General features: G+C 63.3%; 17 protein-coding genes. 6 read left to right on the forward strand and 11 right to left on the reverse strand.

Features of this window, described 5'->3' with window-relative positions; translation table 11 throughout:
• Nucleotides 1-101: 101 nt before the first annotated feature.
• Entirely contained in the window at nt 102-383 is a 282-nt protein-coding gene (locus FGZ14_RS06690; RefSeq protein ID WP_139922516.1) for a DUF427 domain-containing protein, read from the forward strand.
• A 226-nt stretch (nt 384-609) separates the two neighbouring features.
• The gene (locus FGZ14_RS06695) at nt 610-1,272 is read left to right on the forward strand and encodes a hypothetical protein (protein ID WP_139922519.1); all 663 of its coding nucleotides are present in this window, start codon (nt 610-612) and stop codon (nt 1,270-1,272) included.
• 74 nt (nt 1,273-1,346) lie between these two features.
• On the opposite strand, the gene FGZ14_RS06700 is transcribed toward FGZ14_RS06695, so the two are convergent.
• Together FGZ14_RS06700 and FGZ14_RS06705 are read right to left on the reverse strand one after the other, a co-directional pair.
• On the reverse strand, nt 1,347-2,327 hold the full coding sequence (locus FGZ14_RS06700) for an acyl-ACP desaturase (protein WP_139922524.1): 981 nt from the start codon (nt 2,325-2,327) through the stop codon (nt 1,347-1,349).
• Nucleotides 2,328-2,436: 109 nt separating this feature from the next.
• Nucleotides 2,437-4,080: a hypothetical protein gene (locus FGZ14_RS06705; protein WP_139922527.1), complete on the reverse strand. Its 1,644-nt coding sequence runs from the start codon at nt 4,078-4,080 to the stop codon at nt 2,437-2,439.
• A gap of 256 nt (nt 4,081-4,336) precedes the next feature.
• Here FGZ14_RS06705 and FGZ14_RS06710 point away from each other — a divergent pair, with 256 nt between their 5' ends.
• Entirely contained in the window at nt 4,337-6,025 is a 1,689-nt protein-coding gene (locus FGZ14_RS06710) for a glycosyltransferase family 39 protein (RefSeq protein ID WP_180754516.1), read from the forward strand.
• Here the strand turns inward: FGZ14_RS06710 and FGZ14_RS06715 are convergent.
• The 3 genes from FGZ14_RS06715 to FGZ14_RS06725 all read right to left on the reverse strand — a co-directional run bounded on the left by FGZ14_RS06715 (nt 6,022) and on the right by FGZ14_RS06725 (nt 9,366).
• Nucleotides 6,022-6,915: a glycosyltransferase gene (locus FGZ14_RS06715; RefSeq protein WP_219601065.1), complete on the reverse strand. Its 894-nt coding sequence runs from the start codon at nt 6,913-6,915 to the stop codon at nt 6,022-6,024. The genes FGZ14_RS06710 and FGZ14_RS06715 overlap by 4 nt on opposite strands.
• An 81-nt stretch (nt 6,916-6,996) precedes the next feature.
• Nucleotides 6,997-8,298 (reverse strand): hypothetical protein, encoded by a 1,302-nt coding sequence (locus tag FGZ14_RS06720; protein WP_139922537.1) that lies wholly within the window; start codon nt 8,296-8,298, stop codon nt 6,997-6,999.
• 60 nt (nt 8,299-8,358) lie between these two features.
• The gene (locus tag FGZ14_RS06725) at nt 8,359-9,366 is read right to left on the reverse strand and encodes a GNAT family N-acetyltransferase (protein ID WP_139922540.1); all 1,008 of its coding nucleotides are present in this window, start codon (nt 9,364-9,366) and stop codon (nt 8,359-8,361) included.
• A gap of 186 nt (nt 9,367-9,552) precedes the next feature.
• On the opposite strand from FGZ14_RS06725, the gene corA reads away from it, so the two are divergent.
• The gene (gene corA, locus FGZ14_RS06730; RefSeq protein WP_139922544.1) at nt 9,553-10,761 is read left to right on the forward strand and encodes a magnesium/cobalt transporter CorA; all 1,209 of its coding nucleotides are present in this window, start codon (nt 9,553-9,555) and stop codon (nt 10,759-10,761) included.
• Between the two features lie 150 nt (nt 10,762-10,911).
• Here corA and FGZ14_RS06735 read toward each other — a convergent pair whose 3' ends face one another.
• Nucleotides 10,912-13,653 carry a hypothetical protein gene (locus FGZ14_RS06735; RefSeq protein ID WP_139922547.1) on the reverse strand — a complete coding sequence of 914 codons (2,742 nt, stop codon included), beginning with the start codon at nt 13,651-13,653 and terminating at the stop codon, nt 10,912-10,914.
• 136 nt (nt 13,654-13,789) lie between these two features.
• On the opposite strand from FGZ14_RS06735, the gene FGZ14_RS06740 reads away from it, so the two are divergent.
• Nucleotides 13,790-15,253, forward strand: coding sequence for an APC family permease (locus FGZ14_RS06740; RefSeq protein ID WP_139922550.1), 1,464 nt, complete (start codon nt 13,790-13,792; stop codon nt 15,251-15,253).
• Nucleotides 15,254-15,358: 105 nt separating this feature from the next.
• On the opposite strand, the gene FGZ14_RS06745 is transcribed toward FGZ14_RS06740, so the two are convergent.
• On the reverse strand, nt 15,359-16,045 hold the full coding sequence (locus FGZ14_RS06745) for a carboxypeptidase-like regulatory domain-containing protein (protein WP_139922552.1): 687 nt from the start codon (nt 16,043-16,045) through the stop codon (nt 15,359-15,361).
• Between the two features lie 281 nt (nt 16,046-16,326).
• Nucleotides 16,327-16,731 (reverse strand): hypothetical protein, encoded by a 405-nt coding sequence (locus FGZ14_RS06750; protein ID WP_139922555.1) that lies wholly within the window; start codon nt 16,729-16,731, stop codon nt 16,327-16,329.
• A gap of 258 nt (nt 16,732-16,989) precedes the next feature.
• Here FGZ14_RS06750 and FGZ14_RS06755 point away from each other — a divergent pair, with 258 nt between their 5' ends.
• Nucleotides 16,990-17,220 (forward strand): hypothetical protein, encoded by a 231-nt coding sequence (locus FGZ14_RS06755; RefSeq protein WP_139922557.1) that lies wholly within the window; start codon nt 16,990-16,992, stop codon nt 17,218-17,220.
• A gap of 99 nt (nt 17,221-17,319) precedes the next feature.
• Here FGZ14_RS06755 and FGZ14_RS06760 read toward each other — a convergent pair whose 3' ends face one another.
• The 3 genes from FGZ14_RS06760 to FGZ14_RS06770 all read right to left on the reverse strand — a co-directional run bounded on the left by FGZ14_RS06760 (nt 17,320) and on the right by FGZ14_RS06770 (nt 19,701).
• Nucleotides 17,320-17,880, reverse strand: coding sequence for a hypothetical protein (locus FGZ14_RS06760; protein ID WP_219601067.1), 561 nt, complete (start codon nt 17,878-17,880; stop codon nt 17,320-17,322).
• Between the two features lie 188 nt (nt 17,881-18,068).
• The gene (locus FGZ14_RS06765; RefSeq protein WP_139922562.1) at nt 18,069-19,007 is read right to left on the reverse strand and encodes a hypothetical protein; all 939 of its coding nucleotides are present in this window, start codon (nt 19,005-19,007) and stop codon (nt 18,069-18,071) included.
• Nucleotides 19,008-19,065: 58 nt separating this feature from the next.
• Nucleotides 19,066-19,701 (reverse strand): TIGR04282 family arsenosugar biosynthesis glycosyltransferase, encoded by a 636-nt coding sequence (locus tag FGZ14_RS06770; protein ID WP_139922564.1) that lies wholly within the window; start codon nt 19,699-19,701, stop codon nt 19,066-19,068.
• Nucleotides 19,702-19,735: the final 34 nt, after the last annotated feature.

The raw sequence follows: 19,735 nt of genomic DNA on the forward strand, positions 1-19,735 counted from the left end.
CATCCGAAGCGCCAACACCTGCCGGCCAGCCGCCGCGCCGGGGCCGGCACTTCCTGCAAGAGCCCGCTAAGCCCGGGCTTCACCCTACCCCCTTCCCCATCATGAAAGCCATCTGGAACAATACCGTCGTGGCCGAGAGCCCGGACACCGTAGTCGTGGAAAACAACCATTACTTCCCCGCCGACTCCCTTAAGCGGGAGTATTTCGAGGACAGTATCGCGGGCACTACCTGCCCCTGGAAGGGCCGGGCCAGCTATTACTCCCTGCGCGTAAACGGAGAGCTGAACAAAGATGCCGCCTGGTTTTACCCCGAGCCGAAAGAAGCGGCTGCCCACATCAAAGGTCGGGTGGCCTTCTGGAAAGGCGTTCAGGTGGTGCCCTAGCTGCCGGCAGCCGGGCAGCATGCTTCCGGGAATAAATTGGCCCGAACCGTTAATAACTCCTGAATATATATATATTTAGGGAATAGTGTGTTAATCAATATATAATAGAAAAAATACAACTCATTCTTGCTAACTTGCGTTTACAAACGCTGAATTCTGCCGGGCTACCCTGGCGTGCGGTGAGTTCCGCGCTTTCCTCAGAATGCTCCCTAATTCCTCCTTCATTATGCTTACTTCTTCCTTCTCTCGTTTGCTGTTGGTAACCGGCGTTGCGGCTGCTGCCCTAACGGCCTGCGACTCAACCCGCCAGATAGCCAGCGAATCTTCCGCTGACTCGGTTCCGGCTTCCCCCACCGTTGATGAAACGGATGTCAGCTTCAACCGGGAGATAACCCAGGGCGACTACCGCTTCGCCGTGAAAACCTACGGCTCCCAGGAGCCGCGCGTGATTAGCATCCGCTCGTACCGCGGCACCGCCCAGACCATTGACCCGCTGCGCCTGGAAGTAAACGGCGCCGTGACCAACGTGGCTTCCGGCGACCTGAACGGCAACGGCAAGCCTGAGCTCTACATCATGACCGATAACAAGCGCGCCAACGGCGGCCTGTATGCTTTTGAGTTTGGTGAGCGGGGCTACACCCCCATTACGGCTCCCGGCACCCCCGGCGGCACGGCCGGTAGTGGCTACACCGGCCAGGACACCTACCAGATCAGCGGCAACAAGCTGGTACGTACGTTCCCGGTAACCACGGCAACGGCCAGCGCCACCACCGGCGGGGCTACTACCGCTGGTAGCACTACCCCCACGGCCAGCACCCGCACCGTAGAGTACACCCTCGATAACTCGGGTAAGCTGGTGATGGGCCAGTCTATGGACGCCCGCCCCTAGCCTCTGGCTTTCCCCGATACTAAAAAAGCCCCCGCAACCAGGTTGCGGGGGCTTTTTTATGGCTGGCAGGGCTTCTACTCAATCCATTTGAACTTGTACTCCAGCTTCGGAACGGGCATACGTTCCGCTACGCGGCGCAGGCGGTTAGGCAGGGCCATGATGTACTCGCGGCCTTTTTCGGCGGCGCCGTTGAGGCCGGTAATCTGGTCGATTTTCCAGTCCTTGATCAGGGTTTCCAGAATGTCGGTGTAGTCCTGGCTCGTGTACACACCCAGGCGCTGGGCGGCATCGGTGAAATGGCCGAAGGTTTTGCCCATTTCTACGCCCATTTCGCGCATGTAGTGAGCAGGCATCACAATCTTCTTGCGCATCATGTCCTCGAAGGCCAGCATCATTTCCGAAGGATCGACCTCGAAGATCTTCTCCACGAAGGTTTTATAGACGCGGGCGTGGCGGGTTTCGTCGCCGGCAATCATGCCGCAAAGCTTAGAAAGCTGGTCGTCACCGGCTTTGCGGGCCAGCTGCCCTACGCGGCGGTGCGAGATATTGGTGGCGGTTTCCTGGTAGCTGGTGTACACGAAAGCCCGGTAAGGGTCGTGGGCGGTGCCCAGGTCGAAGCCGTCGGCAATGAGGTACTGGGTGCTGACCTCAAACTCGCGCATGTTCACGCGGCCGCAGAGGTAGAGGTAGCGGTTGAGCAGGTCGCCGTGGCGGTTTTCCTCGGCCGTCCAGCCCCGGATCCACTGGGCCCATCCGTTGTTGGGGTCCCGGTTCAGGTCGTCGAGCTCGTGAAACCAAGCCTCGTAGTTAGGCAGGGCTTCCTCGGTAATGGTGTCGCCGATAAGCACGGCCAGCAAATCGTAGCTGAGTTCCTTGGCCCGCTCGCGCAGCAGCTTTACTTCATCAAAGAAATTATCGAGGCGGGAATCGGGCAGGAAATCGGAGGGCTGCCAGCTGCTTTCCACGCTTTTCAAGAACGAAGCCATGTTCTCTTTCACGAAGGATTCAAGGTGCTGGAGCACTTCCGAGCGGGAAGTAACGGAGGCAGTAATCATGGCAATGGGTGGCAAAGGGAGAAGTATTCGAAACCAAAGGTATATTCTTCCTACCCCGTCACTAACCGAATAAGTCCATGCGGGACTACAAAATTTTGGCTTCCGGGCCCTATTGCGGGAATTTTACACGCATCCGGTAAAGCTGAGCCGTTTCAGGCCGGGCTGAACTGGGGCGCACTGACTCCAGCAGAGAAGCGGCAGGCGTGGCGCGTTGCGCCAGGCGCAGTTGCTGATTAATAATGGCGGCCCCCTCGGGTGTCAGGACCCAGGCCACGTCGGACCGCGCGCCCAGGTGCCGCAGAGCATCCGGGAAGTAGCGGGTGCCGGTGAGTTGCTGCCGGAGTCTCGCCTGAGCAGGGTGCAGGGTTTGCCAGCCGGCCACATCAACCTGCCCGGCCGGCTGGTTACGCCCCAACAGGTTGCCTTCCGCAAAAGGCGCCTCCGACTTGTAGGTAGTCACGAGGGCATCAGCGACTATGATACGCGCCGGGTGAGCCAGGCGCAGCTGTCGGCGGCGCTCTGCCTGGTTTTGCTGCCGCTCCCGGGCCAGCACCTGGCTGCGGTGATACACTTTGTAGCCATAAGGCAGGGCCACCCCAAGCAGCACCAGCAGCACCAGATGCCCGGCGCGACGGTCAGCAGCCGGGCCTGGGCGCCGAAAAAGAAATACCAGATTGCTCAGGACCCAGAAGTCGAGCAGAGGGAGGGCCAGCCGGGGCGGCAGCTTCAGCAGAGTGCCCAGGCCCAGCAAGAGGCCCGTGTATGCCAGCTGCACCAGCCAGAAGCCCCGCCGCGAGCCGGACGGCCTACCCCCCAACAAGGCGGTAACCCCCAGCAGCAGCAGCAGCGGAAAATAGTCGCGGGCTAGCTGGGCCGGCAGAGCCGCCAGCTTGGCGGGAGCCGTGTGCAGCAGAAAGTACGCGGGGTTGAAAGGGGCGGCCCGCCGGAAAAACGCCTCGTTCACCAGTGTGGAGTCGGAAAACATCCAGTGGCGGGCAGCGGCCAGACCCAGACTATCCCGCGCAGTTAGCGGCTGTGTAGGTGGGGCCGTGAGCTGGAAGTCATTGATGTTAGACTTGAGCACATCGAGGCGGCGGAAGGTGGCGGCCTCCGGGCTCCAGGTCAGGTTCAGCAGCAGCGCCCCGGCCGCCGCCCACGCTCCTACCCCTGCCAGCAGCGGCAGCCCTTTTCGGCCGGCCAGCCACCACACGCCGGGTGCGGCGGCCAGGGCGCCCAGCAGCGCCACGCTCGGCCGAATCAGCCAGGCCAGCCCAAACATGCCTACCCCCACCAGCAGGGCCCACCGGACCGAAGCGCGCTGGGCAGCAAACAACAGCCCGGCCCCGGCCAGCAGCACCGGCACCCTGGCGTAGTTAAACCAGAAACCGTGTTCCAGCCACGCTACCCCCCAAAACAGCACCAGAAGCAGCACCAGCGCCCCTACCCCCAGCTTCGGCCGCAACAGCCGCCAGAGCACCGCAAACACCAGTACCGTAGCCAGGTACAGCAGACCATATAGCGTTAGGGCATACCACGGCACTAGCGGATACGCCGTGTACAGCTGGCTCCACAAGGCAGCGTAGCCGTGGAAATATAGGTGCAGATCCGTGACCGGGGCGGCGGCCGTGGTGCCGCGCAGCAGCTCAATAATTGTCAGGTCGTCGTTGGTTTCGAAATAGCAGCCCAGCCCTACCCCACTCAGGAGTAGCAACAGCAAGGGCAACCCCACCAAACAAAACCGACGAAGCATCATGACCCGCAAGGTAGGGGTGAGATGGTGAAATTGTGGGGTGGTGAGTTTGACGTTCTGAGGACTCGCGTCCCAGTCAGCCGGTGCGCCGGCTCCGTCATCGGGCCGGTTGACGTTGCTGACGCCCACCCGGCCGAGGTTCAGCGTATTTCAGGGGGTAGGCAGAAACTGTTCAGCTGCCGCAACTGGCGCGGAAGCGTCAACCGAGCCCCAGAACTTCAACCTCACAATTTCACCATCTCACCCCTACCTTGCCAGCGTGAACCGTTTGACCTCCCGTTTGCCCGACTGGACGCTGCTGCTGGTAGTGGTCCTGACGGTGGCTTACTTCCTGCTGACACACGAAGGGCTGTACGCCCTCGACGACTATTTCTACTCTCGCTACGCCCAGCAGCTGCTGAGCGGCACGTTTCGAGTGGAGCCCGATCCGCTGGGCCTGCTACACGACCCGCTGAAGGAGCGGCCCCTCATTTTTGGGCCGGTGGCGGCCTGCTACGCCCTGTTTGGCATCAACATCATCAGCACCACCCTGTGGCCGCTGCTGGCTACGCTGGGCTGCGCCGTGCTGATCTGGCGGCTGTACCGGCGGCGGGAGCCGGTGGTAGCGGCCGGGGCCATGCTGCTGCTGGGGCTGCACTACTTCACCCTCAACCTTACCAACTACCTCTACCCCGATAACATCCTGATGTTCTGGTGCCTGGCCGGGGCCGCCACCTTGCTGCGGGGCCGGGAGCCGCACCGCAGGGCGGGCTGGTGGGGCGCGGCTTTTGCCGGATTGTCGTTTGCGGCCCTGCTGAGCAAGGAAACCATTGTGTATTACCTGCCTTTCTACCTGGGCGTGCTGGGAGTTGACCTCTGGCAGCGCCGACACGGGTGCTTCTGGGGGGCGGCCCTGGCTACGGGCGCGGTGTTGCTGGGCGCCTACCTGGCTTTCTACCAGCACTATACCCACGATACCCTCTACCGCCTGCACCTGATTGAGCGCACCAACGAGTTTCTGAAGGAGGGTAACTACCTGGCCGGCAACCGGGCGGCCCTGTTCTCCCGCCTGACCGGGCAGCCACTGCTGTTTTTTGTCGGGACAGGGCTGGGGCTGATGCTGACGCTGGCCGCCGCTGCCTTCGGCGGCCCTACGGCCCCGATGCCTGCCGGTCCGGCAGCGGCGGCCAGCACTCCGCATGGCAGCTCTGACCGCCGGTTCTGGCTGCTGCTGGGGCTGGTGACGCTGGTGCTGTACTGGGTTGGCAGCACTTCCCTGAGCCAGTATAACCCCATCACGCTGGTGCCCCGCATGACTACGCCCCTACTGCCTCCGCTGGCCCTGGCCGCCGGGTTCGGGCTGCGCCGGGTGGTGCAGCAGGCCGGTGGGCGGGCGCTGGTGGCGGGCCTGGCCTTGCTGCTGATGGCGGCCTGGCTGCGCAGTGCCGTAGCTGTGGTATATGCGCTGCCTGGGCTGTATTTCGTGCTGATTGGGCTGCTGGCCGCCCGCCCGTTCTGGCCGGCCGCCATTCGGCGCGCTACTCCCGGCCTGGCCGCCGCTACGGTGCTGGTGCTGGCGGGGGTGCTGGCTATCCGGCCGCTTTACTTTATGGGCAAACCTTCGGTTTCGGGGCATTTCGCGCAAGACCGCATCATCTGGCAGCACCTGCAGCGGCCGGCCCAGGGCGTCGTTTTCGTCGATGACTACCTGATTGGCAACTACGACTTCTACTACGGCTTCCGGGTGCCTCAGGGGCTGCAGTACCGCCGCTACTGGGCCCGCGACTCGGTGCGGCTGCGCCCTGGCCAGCGGGCCTGGTTGCTGCTCAACCGCGCTACCCTCTCCAACGACGAGCTGACCCGCAAGCTGATCCGCTACTCCCCCGACTCGGTGCTGATTTGGTACCCACGGCGCCGACTGGTGGCTCAGGACGGGCCGGTTTCGCTTTTCGAGGTAGAAGGCCGCTAGCAGGTCAGTTGCAGCAGCCAGTCGAGGGGGCGCACGGCGTCCAGCTCGCGCAGCAGTTGGTAGAGGCTGAGGGCTTCGGGGCGGTTGCGGTGGCGCACGGCCTGGCGCAGCTCCCAGCGCACCCGGGTGGCCAGGGCGGCCCGCTCGGCCCCGGTGCGGCACAAAGCCAGAGCCTTGCGGCACACCTGAATAGTAGAGGCCAGGTAGGGGTCGTGGGGACGGTAGCCCTTGCGCGACATAGACTGCGGGTGCAGGCGCTTCTGGGTGGTAACCTCCGGCAGCAAATGAAACTCCCAGTTACGGCTGGCCCGCACCCAGAAGTCGAAGTCCTCATAGGCCAGGGTTTCGTCGTAGCCGCCCAGCTCTTCCAGGGTTTCCCGCCGCATGGTCATGGTAGGGGTGCTGATGAAATAACGGGCCAGCACATCGGCGAAAACCAGCCCGGAAGCCGGCCGGGGCTGCAGCTGGCCTTGCGCATCGGGGCGGAAGTGGTAGCGCACGTGCCGGCCGGCTTCGTCAATCAGCTCGGCATCAGAATATACCATGCCGCAGCGGGACCCTACCTGCTCAAACTGCCTGACTTGCTTGCTAATACGCTCGGGCAGCAGCACATCATCAGTAGCAAAATCGATGACAAACTCCCCCTTCGACCGGCGGAAGCCCTGGTTAAAAGCCTGGCAGTTGCCCACGTTTTCGGGCAGCAACAGCAGCTGCCAGTGCGGGTGGGCCGCGGCGTAGCGCTGCAGAACTGCCGGGCTCCCGTCCGTGCTGGCATCATCTACCAGAATAACTTCCAGGTTGGCGTAGGTCTGGGCCAGAATAGAATTGAGGGCCGTTTCCAGAAACGGAGCGTGGTTGTGGCACAGCGCCACAATAGACACGAGAGGCATGTGGGCAGCAGCAGGCATAGGGGCGGCAAGTTACGTCAGTTTCGGGGCGGCTACTGCCAGGGAGCCCCGGCCAGGCTATTCTCAGGCCCAACCTACCTGCCGCCGGAAATACCAGAGGCACCACCCCAGCAGCAGACCGTAGCGGGCGGCCTGCGCCAGCGGGGCACCCAGCAGCCCGTAGCGCGGCAGCAGCAGCGCCAGCAGGAGGGCCAGCAGCGCCGCCGAGGCCGCCTGCACGGCCACGTAGCGCCCTACCCTGGCCTGGGCCGTGAGCAGAAACAGCAGCACCCAGGTCAGAAACTTCAGCCAGTCGGCGGCCAGCTGCGGGGCCAGCAGAAACGTAGCCTGCGCGAAGCGCTGCTCGAAGAGCAGGGGCAGCAGCAGGTCGCGTAGCAGCCACAGCAGCCCCAGGCCCAACGCCAGCCCGGGAGCCAGCAGGGCCAGCACCGCGCGTACCAGCTGCGCCCGCTGCTTCGGGTGGCTGCTCAGGGCGGCCAGCCGGGGGTAGTACACGCTGCTCATCACTGCCGAAAACACCATGGTATAATTATCGGAGAGCTTAGCTACAGCCTGCCAGAGGTCGGTAGGTCCCAGCCCGAAGCGCCAGATCAGCACCTCCCGCAAGCTGAAATCCACGGCTTTGCTGAAGAGCAGCACACTCAGGGCCATCAACAGAAAGCGGCCCAGCGCCCGCAGGCTGGCCTGGCTTACCGGCCCCCGCAGCGCCGGCAGGAGGCCAGCACGGCGGGCTATCACCAGGGCCGGGCCCTGCGTAGCGCCCTGGGCCAGCAGGTAAGCCAGTAGCGCCGTACTTACGGTACCGCCCGCCAGCAGCGTGAGTCCCACGGCCACCGGCCCCAGCAGGCTCAGCAGCACCGTCAGGCCCACGTAGGCCCGCAGCCGCCCCGCCGCCAGCAGCACCGACACCACCAGGGCGTGCCCCGTCAGCAGCCCCAGCCCCACCAGCAGGCCCCCTACCCAGCCCGGCCCCCGCCCGAATACGCTCACCAGTGGGCCCGGCACCAGCAGCAGGGCCAGAGCCGCCACGCCCAGCGCGGCCAGGTTCAGCAGCACGCCGGCGCCCAGCCAGGCCCGGTAGCGGCCCGAGCCGGCCCGCAGCGGAGCCAGGTATTTGACTAGCCCCACGTGCACCCCATCGTTGGGCAGGGTGGTAAACAGCGCCATCAGGTTCTGGAAGTGGGACAGCAGCGTGAGGCCGCCGGGGCCGCCGTACACGGCCAGCAGCTTACCCAGCACCAGCGCCCCGGCCGTGCGGGCCCCCACCGCCACCCCCGAGCCGAGCGAGCCGCGCAGAAAGCGGCCCAGCACGGCCGCGCGGGGCTCGGGCCGGGAATCTGGAGCAGAATCGGGGGTAGGCAGCATAGCCCGCAAGGTTAGAAGATAAGGCCGGCCGCCAACCCAGAGAGCCGGGCCGCCCGGGCCCTATAAGGTTTTGGTGAAGGTGAGCTTGAGGCTGGGAACTCCGCCCAAGTGGCGCTTAAACTGCAGCAGCGAGTGGTTGAGGCCAGTGGGTAAGGTGGAGGTGCCCAAGTCCAGTAGGCGCATGCCGCTGGCCTGCCCGAAGGCGTGCAGCCCGGCGTTGAGCAGCACCATAGGGCTCAGGGTATTGTAAGCCAGCGGACTAGCCGGGTAAAAGTTGTACAGCACGTCGTCGCTGACTTGGATAACCACCGTCAGGGCAGCCCACTGGCCCTGGGCATCGCGCACGGAGTACAGAAAATGCTGCCGCGGAAACTGCCGAAACAACTCCTGCAGCCGCTCCAGGGGCATGGAGAGGGTCTGGCCTTTTTCCTCGCGGCACCGGCGCAGAAAATCGTAGGCCAAGGGCAGCAGCAGCGGGGGCTCCTGCTCGAAGCGCAGCCCGTGCCGCTCGCATTTTTTCAGCCGGCGGCGCTCCGAGGGGTGCAGGCCGGCCATGTAGCTTTGCGCCAGCGGCAGGTGCATGTTCAGCTCGGCCAGCCTTACCTCGTAGCCCAGCCGGGTCAGCACCTGGGTAAGCCGGGCGCTGAAGTGGGGGTGGTAGGCAAAAGCGTGCGGACGCAAAGTCAGCTGCCTGATGCCGCGTTGAATCAGGTGCCGATGCACTACCTCCAGAAAAGCCATCAGGGCTGCCTCCGATAAGTAATCAGAGGCCTGCACCGCGCCAAACGGGGCCTGCCAGGGGCTGCGGGCGGCCTGCCCGTCCTCGGTTTCAAACACCGAGAGCTGCGCCACGGTCTGGCCGGCGGCCTCATCTTCCAGAAAGAAGTGCAGGGGCTCGTGGGGGCTCTGCTGCAAAGCCAGGTGGGGCGGCGTAAGGTAGAGCCAGGGCTGGTAAGCCGTAGGACGGACCGGCGCGGCCACTCTCCCCGGCTGCAGCCGTACTACCAGGCGCCCGGTGGGCAGCGGCAAGGGGCCCAGAAGAACGGATGCGGTGGCAGACAACGACAAGGCGGTACGGATAAGGACAAGTCAGCGGGCGAAAGTACAAGGATTTTGCCCGGAATGTGGCCGCACCGGCTAACCTGGGTGCCTAGCAGGCAGTAGCCCATCGTGCCGGGTCTAACAGGAGCAGCGCTGGACAGTTTTCGCGCGAATCCCGTAAACTGCTCCCAGTATTGGCTTCTGCTTTCCCTGATGATGTCCGCTCCTGACTCTACTCCCCTCCCCCTGACCCCGCCCCCGGCTCCTGTTCCCGAAGACGATGACGACCAGATACCAGCCCGCGGGGTAGCCGACCACAACGCCACCCGACAGGCGCGGGAGCAGCAGGTAGGCCAGCGCCCGGGCACGCTCGTCATCCGGCCCGATGCCCTGCCGCCCCGCTTATTTCTGGTTTCCTACGGCAATGAGCACGTGGTAGAGCGGGAATATCAGCACTACGATGAGCTGCTGGTTTACTTTCGGGCCCACCCCGAGCTGCGCCACTGGATTGACGTGCGCGGCTACAATAACCTGGCCCTGATGCAGCGCCTGCAGGACGATTTCCGCATTCACCCCCTGCAGATGGAGGACGTGCTGGGCGACTACCAGCGGGCCAAAGTGGAGGAAAGCGAGGAAGGGCTGTTTATGGTTTCGCGCATGACGGAGTTTACTCGCCTGCTCGATATCAACGACGACCAACTCTCCATTTTCACGGGTCCGAACTACGTGCTCACGTTTCAGGACGACTACGAGGACTGCCTGGATGCCGTGCGTCAGCGCCTGCGCTCTATGCGCAGCTCCATCCGGCGCCGCTCTTCCCTGTACCTGGCCTACGCCCTCACCGACGTGGTGCTGGACCATTACTACCCCACTATGGCCGCCATCGGCGACTACCTGGAAGTGCTGGAGGAACGTATTTTTCAGGGCCGCTCCGATAGGCGCGTGCTCAACCGCATTCTGCACATCAAGAAGGACATCGTGCGTTTCCGCCGCCTGGTGTATCCGGAGCGCGACAAGATTGCGGAAATCCTGCGCCTGCCCGACGAGGAAATTCCGGAGGAAATAAAGGTCTTCTTCCGCGACTGTTACGACCACGCTATTCAGGCCCTGGACCTGGCCGAAAGCTACCGCGAAACCGTCAGCAGCCTGATTGATTTGTACATGTCGGACCAGAGCAACCGGGCCAACGAGGTCATGAAGGTGCTGACCATCATCAGCAGCATTTTTATCCCACTGAGCTTCGTGGTGGGGCTGTACGGCATGAACTTTCAGCGCGAAGGCCCCAATGGCCGCATCAACTACCTCAACATGCCCGAGCTGTACAGCCCCTGGGGCTACGTGGGCGTCCTGAGCTTTATGCTGGTAGTGGTAATTGGCCAGCTCACTTTCTTCTACCGCAAGGGCTGGCTTTCGAGGCGGTGATGAAGTGATGGGGTAAATAGTAACAGGTAAAAGGTGAGAAGGTAAAGGGCTAAGTAAACTGGCGCCAGACTTCTGGCCGCCGGCTTTCCTCTTCTCCTCCTCACCTCTCACCTGTCACCATTTACCTCATAACCTCATCACTCCATCACCTCACTGCGCCAGCCGAATGTCGGTGCGGCGGAGCTCTTTGCCTACCACCCGGTACAGGTGGTACAGGCCGGTAGAGGCATCGTAGGCCAGGGCAACCTGCGGGGTGCTGCTGTCAAAGGGCTGCCCCCCAATGAGGCGGGCGCGGGCGTCGTAGAGGTAGGTTTTGCCCGGCCCGGTTTCGGTGAGGGCGTACACCTGTCGGCCCGGCCCAAAGTTGAAATACTGCACCGAGCGCGGGGCCGATGTAACAAAGCGCTGGCTCAGGAGCTGCTGGCCGCTGAGCGTGAACAGCGTGAGCTGGCCCCCATCTTCGCGCGCAATCACACTGGTGCGTTGGGCCTGATCGGGGATGAGCCGGAACTGGGAGGTGCGGCTCCAGGTGGCTACCCGGCCGCGGCTTACTACCTCCCCACTCAGGTTAAAGCTCACCCGCTCGCCCCGCTGGCTGACCACCGTGAGGCGGGCCCGGCGCAGGGTCGAGCCGGCCTCCACGAGTACGCCGCTGCCCAGCCGCGCACCCACGCTAATAGGAAAGCCGGGGTACGTGCCGCCCGCCTGATCGAAGGCATAGACGTAGCCGTTTTCCAGGAGTACCACCACCACGTCGCGGCCATTCACCACCAGGTACTGGGGCGGCCCCACCAGTCGGAACTCCAGCTGCTTGGGCTGCCAGCCCGGGAAAGTATGCCCCTGGGTATCATACAAAAACAGGTTGCCACTGCCCCCGGCCACCAGCAGACGCGCCGCCGCGCCGCCCCCAGGCGGCGACACTGTCAGGGAGGTAGCCCGCACGGTATCGGGGAGGTTGAGGGGGAAGTTGGGCTGAAGCTGCCCCTGGTAGTTGTATTGATACACCTGGCCGGGGGTAGCCAGCAGCAGCCCCGCCCCGCCCGGCAGCCGGTACGGTGCCCCCACCACCGGCCCCGACAAAGAATCGGACCAAGCCACCACGTTATCGGGCGTGACGTAGTGCAGCATCCGGGCCGTGTCCTGCACCAGCACCCCGGGCAGGCGGGCTCCGGCCACAGCCAGCAGCTCCGGAGAGCTGCTCAGGGGCAGCTTGAAATCCAGGACGCTGCCGGTACCATCGGGGTTTTGCGGCCGGGCTGTGGCGGGACCTGCTACCGGGTGTCGGAGCACAAACTGCGTGAAATACTGCGCCCCGGCCTCCTGCTCATTGGCGGCCGGCACCCATTGCAGGGCAATCTGGGGAAAGCGCTTAAACAAGGTTTCGTTGCGCAGCAGGCCGGCCCGCCGCTCTTCCTGCAGCCCGCGCAGCAGCAGGTTCCAGCAGTTGCGGGTATCCAGCAGCACGCTCAGGCGGGCCATCGGCTGGGTTTCCTGCAGAAATGCTACCTGCGTGGGCGAGCGGCTCCACACTTCCCCGGCGGCCACATCGGTCAGCCACTGGTGCAGGGCGGGCTCCGTGTCGCCGAAGGCCACGTAGTTGCCTACCTGCGCTACCACGGGCTGCTCGAAGCCCTGAAACAACGACCCCAGCAGCCGCTGCGGTAGTTGGGGCACGCCAGTTTGGTACAGTTGATAGGGCCCTACCCGCCCGAAAGCAGGGGTAGCGCCCACCGCCCGCCGCAGCTGCCCCAGCAGGTTAGCTACTTTAACGGGGTTGGCCGTGTAGGCCAGGGCCAGCTTACCCGGCCGGGCCCTAGCCGAGGGGGTAGCCAGGTAGCACAAGGCAACTTCCTGGCTCAGCTCGGCGGTGAGGCTGTCCAGCAGGGGCTGCACGCGGGTAACGGCCGAGTCGGGAAAGGCTTGCTGGGGCGGAAGCGGGCCGCGCAGGGCGGCCACCGGCCCCAGCCCGAGGTGCACCACCAGGGCCGCGCGCAAGGGCAGCACCTCGGCCATGCGCAGGCGCTGGGCCGGCTGCCCCACCAGGCGCTGGTGCAGGGCATCGTGGGCGGTTTCGGGGTTGGCAAAGCCATTGAATACCACCTTGTTGCCCGCCAGCTGCATCTGCGTCATTTCGTTGCGGGCCAGACTGGCTACGGCGGCTATTTCGGGACTCAACTCCTGGCGAAAAAACACACTCAGCAGCTGGGGCAGCCGCCGCTGGTTCAGGAGCAGGGTGGCATCTACCCCGCGCAGCCGGAAGTAGTCGGTGCTCTGAAACTCGGCGGCTACGGTGGGCGCACTCAGATTGTCGAGGCGCCGGGCTACGGCCTCCACCAGCGCCGGGCTGGCACTAATGAGCAGATGGTTTCGGTAATTAAGCAGGGTAACCCCTTCCTCGTGGCCTTGGGGCCTGATTTCGGTTAGCTGCTGATCCTGGTACTCGCGGGTGGTTACCTGAAAGCGGGCGTCGCGGCCCAGGCCCTCAATCAGCCCACGCACCTGCCGGTACTCCCGCACGCTGCTGATGGGCACCTGAAACAGCACATCAAAGCGGCCCGGACCCGTCACGTGCAGGGAGGTAAGAACGCGCTTGCGCCCCAGAAACCGCAGCACTACCTGGCGTCCGCCGGTCAGACTATCGGCCACGGCCAGGTTTTCTTCCAGCTGCTGGAAGTAGCGCACGGCCATCAGGTTGTCCCAGAGCTGGGTTTCCTTGAGGTGGCGCACCAGCGTAGCGTGGTCCCGTGTGACGGTTACCAGCACGGCGTCGTCGGGTACCAGGGCCCAGGGGTCCACGGGCACGCGCGCCACGGTGCGGCGGTAGTACACATAGGAGCCCAGCGCTGTAAGCAGCAGCAGACCCGTTAAAAATACCAGTACTCGTTGCGACATGCGGGAAACCCAGGGAGGTGGGCCGGCAAAAATAGGGATTAGGATGGCAGCACCGGCCCTACCCTTTACGGGAGAAGGACGGGTTTGGAAGCCAGTTTTCTATCTTCCGGCCTGAAACACTCTCTACCTTCCCTCTATGTCTGAAAAACCAGGCCATTTTCAGCGGGCCATTACGCTGTTCGACGCCGTCATGATTGTAACCGGCAGCATGATTGGCTCCGGCATCTTCATCGTATCTACTGACATTGCCCGGAAAGTAGGCTCTACGGGCTGGCTGCTGGTGGTGTGGCTCCTGACGGGCGTTATTACCCTGGCCGGGGCCGTGAGCTACGGCGAGCTGTCCTCGATGTTTCCGAAGGTAGGGGGCCAGTACGTGTACCTGCGCGAGGCCTACAACAAGCTGGTGGCCTTCCTGTATGGCTGGACGCTGTTTCTGGTGATTCAGACCGGGGTTATTGCCGCCGTGGCCGTTGCCTTCGCCCGCTTCACCGGGGTGCTTATTCCGTGGTTCTCGGAGGAGAACGTGCTCATTGATGGCGGCGAGTACAAATTCACAACGGTGCAGCTGCTGGCTATCGGCCTGCTAATCTTCCTGACGTTCATCAACTCCCGCGGGGTGCGCTCGGGCAAGCTCATTGCCAACGTGTTCGGGAGCACCAAACTGGTTGCCTTAGCCTTGCTGATTCTCTGCGGCATCACCTTCGGCATGAACGACACGGCCGTCAGCCAGAACTTTCAGAACATGTGGCAGGCCATGAGCTTCGACAAGCTGGGCCAGGGTAGCCCCCTGACGACCAGCGCCCTGGTTACGGCCATTGGCCTGGCCATGACGGGCTCCCTGTTCAGCTCCGACTCCTGGAACAACATCGGCTTCTCGGGCGACGAGATTGTGCGGCCCGAGCGCACTATTGTCATGAGCATGGCGCTAGGTACGGCTATTGTTACGGCGCTCTACATTCTGATTAACGTGGTGTACCTGCTGGTGCTACCCCTGCACGGCGACCCAAACGCCACCGATGTACTGGGCCGCGGCATCATGTACGCCACCAATGAGCGGGTAGGCACGGCCGCCGCCGAAAGCATTCTGGGCGCGCCCGGGGCCTACGTAATGGCCGTGCTCATCATGATCAGCACGTTCAGCGCCGATAACAGCATCCTCATGTCGGGGGCGCGGGCTTACTACGCCATGGCCCGCGACGGAGTATTTTTCCCGGGCATGGGCCGGCTCAACAAGGCCGGTGTGCCCAGTGTGGCCTTATGGGCGCAGTGCGCCTGGGCCTGCGGGCTGTGTTTGTCGGGGTCTTACGGCGAGCTGCTCAACTACGTCATGTTCTCCGTGATTCTGTTCTACGTCATCACCATCATCGGCATTTTCGTTTTGCGCCGCACCCGCCCCGAGGCACCCCGCCCCTACCGCGCTTTCGGCTACCCGGTGGTGCCGCTGCTGTACGTGGTGCTGGCTTCAGCCTTCTGCTTTATCCTGCTCACTGACCCCGAAAACTCCAAGTTCGCGCAGCGGGGCCTGCTGCTGGTGGCCCTGGGCATCCCGGTGTACTTCCTGTTCGGCAAGCGTTTCGCGGGCACTACCGAGGAGCAATAGCGGGTATTACTCTGACTATCAGCATTGAAAACAAAAAGCCCCGCCGGACATCCGGCGGGGCTTTTTGTTGTGCGGCACGACCTGGGCTGGCCGGCCTGGGGCACTCTAGCGCCGACGGCGGCGCGGGGCGTTTTCGCGGGGTACCAGGGTTACGTTCTGCGCCTGGTTGTTGCGGGTGTGCACCTCCTGGTCCTCGTAGCCGCCGTAGCCGTACACCAGCGTATTGTCGCCGGCCGGTACTTCCAGCGTGTAGTTGCCGTTGGCATCGGTGCCGGTGGCCTTGCGCGAGCCTTTGAGCATCACGGTGGCTCCTGCCAGGGGGTAGCCATCTTCATCCAGAATGCGGCCCGAAATGGCTACTGTCGCGGGAGCAGCCTCGGCGGCTGGTGCGGCCGCGGGTACGGGCTCAATGGCTACAGGCTCGGGAGCCGGGGTGGCCGGTGCTACCTCCGGTTTGCCCGCCACCGACGCGGCAGTAGCGGCACGGTTTGTTCCCTGATTGGTGGGGGCCGGGGCGGCAGCAGTAGCATCCTCTCCCGGGGCTTCCGCTTTGGCCGACTCGGAAATCCGGTGGCCGGTTACGCTGGCTTCACCCAGCTCCATAACGGGCATGGCATTGGCAATGCGGCGCGTGGTTTGGCTGGGCAGCAGCACGTAGCCCAGCACAACTACTCCCACCAGCAGGGCCACAATAATAGCTAGCCGGCCATTACCTGAGGATAACTCCTCTTCCGGGGGCAGCGTGCCAGTGGTTTCTTCGTCTTCTAAAGGGGTAGTTGTTTTGGCATTCATAAATAAATTGATGTGAAAAAGGTGTGGGAATGGTAGTGCGCGGCGAAGACAAAAAGCAAACCGCCCTGCTGCGGGTCAGCAAGCCGGTTTTACCCGAATCCTAAAGGTAGCAGCAAAGCAGGCGGCAAACCTAATTTTTGCATTTATACCATTTCCCTCCTTTCACTGGCAGTCTTGGCAAACTTTGTCGGTAATTCCTGAAATATCTACCAATAAAAAGACCGACCTGCTTCCAAAACGGAAGCAGGTCGGTCGGGTTGAAGCTTGCTGGGGTAGCAAGGCTAGTCTTCTACTGGCTTCGAGGGGCCGCTGGTACCTTTTTCGTCCAGCTTCTGGTCCTGGGTACGCAGCTGGTAGTCCAGCTCGTAGCTACCCTCCGACTCGAAGCCGGGGCCGCTGGCGTGCTCACCGGCGTCGTTGTGCTCATTGCCGCCCTGGGGTACACCTTCAGCCCCCCCGATGTGCAGGTTCTCGAGCTGGTCTTTCTGGTCGGAGCGCTGTGTGTAGCCGCCGGCGCCCTGGTTACGATAGGCAGTAGGGTCGTTGCCCTCCTTGCCATTGCTCATCATTTTTTTCCACTCCTTCTCTTTTTCCTGCTGCTCGCTGTAGGGCGCGGCGTGCTCGGTATTTTCGGAGAGGTTCTGATTTTCGTTATCGTTGTTTACTTCGTTCTGGGGCGTTATCATCGGTGGAGTAGCTTAGGTGGAAAATGCTTTCATAACCTGTACGGATGGCACCGGTCTGGGTTAGGCAGCCCAGCCTGGCCAGCCGCCTGGCCCCGACTTTTGGCCGGGCGGCGTAGCTTTGCTCCAGCAGGCGCCGCAGGCGGCCAGTGGCTGCCGGCTACGCATACGCACTGGTGCCGCCGCCTGCCTTTCTTCCCTAAGTGAACTGCGACTTTCTGAGTGGGTTTGTCGTAGAAAAGTTTCGTTTTCCTTTTCTCTATGGATTTCTCCAAACTCTATCGGCCCAGCGCCCTCAACAGCTTTCAGTACATTGCTGTGGTAGGAGCCATCATGAGCGGCGCGGCCCAGCTCATTATCCGGGGGCTCGGCAACGCCCAGCCCGAGGGCTACAACTGGCTTTACCTCTGCTGGCTGGGGCTCTACATCTTTGGTTCTGTGCTCAACCTGTTCGGCAAGCCCCACGACCCGCACCACCATCACCACCACTAACACCAGGCTGGCCGCACGTCAGGCGCCCTACCCCCTGCTAGGGCCTGAACCCCGGCGCGGTACGCGCCATACCCGGCCCTCCCCTGTCAGCCGGCCCGATTAGCCTTTGCCTTCGGGTTTCTGCTGCCGGAGCAGGAGCTCAATGGTCCGGGTGTCTTCGTCGCTCCAGATAACACTGCGGATGCTGTCCACATCCAGCACAGAGTGGCCGTCGGGCTCGCCATACTGGGTGTACACTTCCAGCATCAGCTCGTCTTCGGTCAGGCGCGAAACAAAGCCGTACAGGTCGTGGTCGGAGTGGGTTTCCAGCTGAATCAGCTGGCGCGCTTCCTGGGCCCGCTGCAGCAGCGCCGACACGGTCAGGTACTGCTGCTCCAGGCCTTCGGGCGCGGCGGGCAGGGCGTACACCACCTCAGGGTTGTGCTCCTTGAACTCAATCAGCCGCATATACCGGTCATCGAAATGGGCCTGCAGCACCGCGCTCAGCTCTACCGTGCGCACGCCCGTCAGCAGCCCCTGCCGCGTAATGGTGCGCAGGAGTATCATCTCGGGGTTCTGGCTGAGCACGTAGCCGAGATATGCGCCCCCACTGGTTTGTAATGATACCACCCGGCGGCTGCGCTGGGCCCGCTGTAACAAATCAAGCAATAAAGCTCCCATACAATGGCATAGAACGGCGCCCACCCTGGGCGCCGGGCGGCAAATATACTCGTCGGTACCGGGGCGTGGGATTTTGAGCCGACAATCAGGGCCACTGCCTTCGGCCAGGGCTTTGCGGCCGGTGTCGGCTGCCCGGAATAGGGTCTGCTGCTACCCTACCGGGCTTGTGCACCTGCCTGGTTTACAGTTCACTTGCTTACATCTCCTGTAGCCAGGCCACCGGTCCTGCCTGCAGGCAACTGAGGTACACGGCGTACCTGTTTCAGGCGAAGCGTACGGCCATCCCAGGTGGTTTGGCGCAGCAGCACATTGGGGTACTCTTTGCTGAACCAGTACACGTTCTGCTTCTGGCCGGTGAGGGCTACGTGCACGCGCCAGGCGGGCTCCGGGGTATCGGCCGTGAAGGCGTCCTCGGTGCGGACCTGGGCGTGGTAGAGCACCGGCGGGGTAGCCTGGTTGGTTTGCTGCAGCTCGTAAATATCGGTCTGGAAGCGGGGTAGCTGCTCAAACTGCAGGCTGCGCAGGGTATAGGGCAGGGCATCCTCGAAGAGCACGGTGCGCCGCAGCTGCCGCTCGCCGGTGCCCTGGCCATCTTGGTAGGAGTTATAGGCCTGCACATACTGCATCCCGTCGTCGGTTATGGCCTTGAAGGTAATGCCGCCCCACTCCTGAGTAGAGGCCGTGAGCTTGTGCAGCTGCACGGGTTGGTCGCGCCGGAAAAAGAGGCAGGTCTGGAAGTGAGACGGGTACGTATCGGTGGGAATACTCCCGATCTGGCTGCTGCGCATCACCGGAAAGATGTCCTTGCGCTGGGCGCTGTCGGTTCTGACGTTGTACTGCTGGTTGAATTCCTCTTTCGCCGTAATAAACGTGTACTCAAACCGGCGGCTTTCCCCCTGCACCATCTGCTCGGCCTCATACGTAGCCACCTCGGCTTTGCCATCTTCCCAGAGAGGGTCCATGGCCCACTGTTGCCGCAGGGGGCCGCCCCGGCGGGTCAGGGGACTTTCGATGGCCGCCGCTACGGTGGGCGCGGCCGGGGCGGATTTGGTGCCGGAATCGGAGGAGCAGGCAAGCCCACCCGCGCTCAGCACGGCCCCGCTCACAACTAAAACAACTATACGCATGCAGGTACACATAAGCTCAAGGGTGCGCTAGAGTACGCGCAAACCCGCTGCAAATGTTTTACCTGGCCGCAGCTTCCCAGGTGTGCAGATCGGCGGCCGTATCCACGTCGCGCAACTCGGGTAGCAGGTGCAGGCTCAGTTGCAGCCGCTCCACATCGGCTAGGGTAGCCGTCCGCACGGTGGCGGTACTCCAGGCTTTGCGCTCAAATAAATCGGGCCAGAGCTGCTTCATTCCCAGCAGGTAGTAGCCCCCATCGGTGGCGGGGCCCACTACCACATCGTGCGTTTCCAGGGCCCGGAAAGCGTCCGACAAGTGGGCCGTGGTCAGACCCGGGCAATCAGTACCGATAATTACCACGGCCCGGGCCCCGCAGGCAAAACTTTGGGCAAAAGCGGCCTGCATTTTCTGACCCAGGTCGCCGGGGGGCTGGGGTTGCTGCTCGTAGCCGATCCACTCGTCGGGCAGACTGGCGGCAGCGGTGCCGGCCTCAGCCAGCCACACAATTTTGTGCGCAGCCAGTGGAGCAGCCGCGGCCCGCGTGTGGGCCAGCAGCTGGCGATACACCGCCAAGGCGGCCTCGTCGCCGAGGTCGGCGGCCAGGCGGGTTTTCACGCGTCCGAGCTCCGGCCGCCGGGCGAAAATAAGCAGGTGCCGATCTGGCTCCGGGCGGGCCTGGGGTTGGGAGTGGGTCATGGGGGTAGGCCTTAGGGTGAACCAGTGTTCGGGC

This window comes from Hymenobacter sp. DG01, from assembly GCF_006352025.1.
GTDB lineage: Bacteria > Bacteroidota > Bacteroidia > Cytophagales > Hymenobacteraceae > Hymenobacter.

Bases quoted from the DNA above. Each gene is read 5' to 3' on its own strand.
- FGZ14_RS06715 (WP_219601065.1), bottom strand. From the start codon at position 6,915: ATGCCTCTCGTGTCTATTGTGGCGCTGTGCCACAACCACGCTCCGTTT.
- FGZ14_RS06735 (WP_139922547.1), bottom strand. From the start codon at position 13,653: ATGTCGCAACGAGTACTGGTATTTTTAACGGGTCTGCTGCTGCTTACA.
- FGZ14_RS06755 (WP_139922557.1), top strand. From the start codon at position 16,990: ATGGATTTCTCCAAACTCTATCGGCCCAGCGCCCTCAACAGCTTTCAG.
- FGZ14_RS06765 (WP_139922562.1), bottom strand. From the start codon at position 19,007: ATGCGTATAGTTGTTTTAGTTGTGAGCGGGGCCGTGCTGAGCGCGGGT.
- corA (WP_139922544.1), top strand. From the start codon at position 9,553: ATGATGTCCGCTCCTGACTCTACTCCCCTCCCCCTGACCCCGCCCCCG.
- FGZ14_RS06770 (WP_139922564.1), bottom strand. From the start codon at position 19,701: ATGACCCACTCCCAACCCCAGGCCCGCCCGGAGCCAGATCGGCACCTG.
- FGZ14_RS06700 (WP_139922524.1), bottom strand. From the start codon at position 2,327: ATGATTACTGCCTCCGTTACTTCCCGCTCGGAAGTGCTCCAGCACCTT.
- FGZ14_RS06745 (WP_139922552.1), bottom strand. From the start codon at position 16,045: ATGAATGCCAAAACAACTACCCCTTTAGAAGACGAAGAAACCACTGGC.
- FGZ14_RS06705 (WP_139922527.1), bottom strand. From the start codon at position 4,080: ATGATGCTTCGTCGGTTTTGTTTGGTGGGGTTGCCCTTGCTGTTGCTA.
- FGZ14_RS06690 (WP_139922516.1), top strand. From the start codon at position 102: ATGAAAGCCATCTGGAACAATACCGTCGTGGCCGAGAGCCCGGACACC.
- FGZ14_RS06750 (WP_139922555.1), bottom strand. From the start codon at position 16,731: ATGATAACGCCCCAGAACGAAGTAAACAACGATAACGAAAATCAGAAC.
- FGZ14_RS06695 (WP_139922519.1), top strand. From the start codon at position 610: ATGCTTACTTCTTCCTTCTCTCGTTTGCTGTTGGTAACCGGCGTTGCG.
- FGZ14_RS06760 (WP_219601067.1), bottom strand. From the start codon at position 17,880: ATGGGAGCTTTATTGCTTGATTTGTTACAGCGGGCCCAGCGCAGCCGC.
- FGZ14_RS06740 (WP_139922550.1), top strand. From the start codon at position 13,790: ATGTCTGAAAAACCAGGCCATTTTCAGCGGGCCATTACGCTGTTCGAC.
- FGZ14_RS06720 (WP_139922537.1), bottom strand. From the start codon at position 8,298: ATGCTGCCTACCCCCGATTCTGCTCCAGATTCCCGGCCCGAGCCCCGC.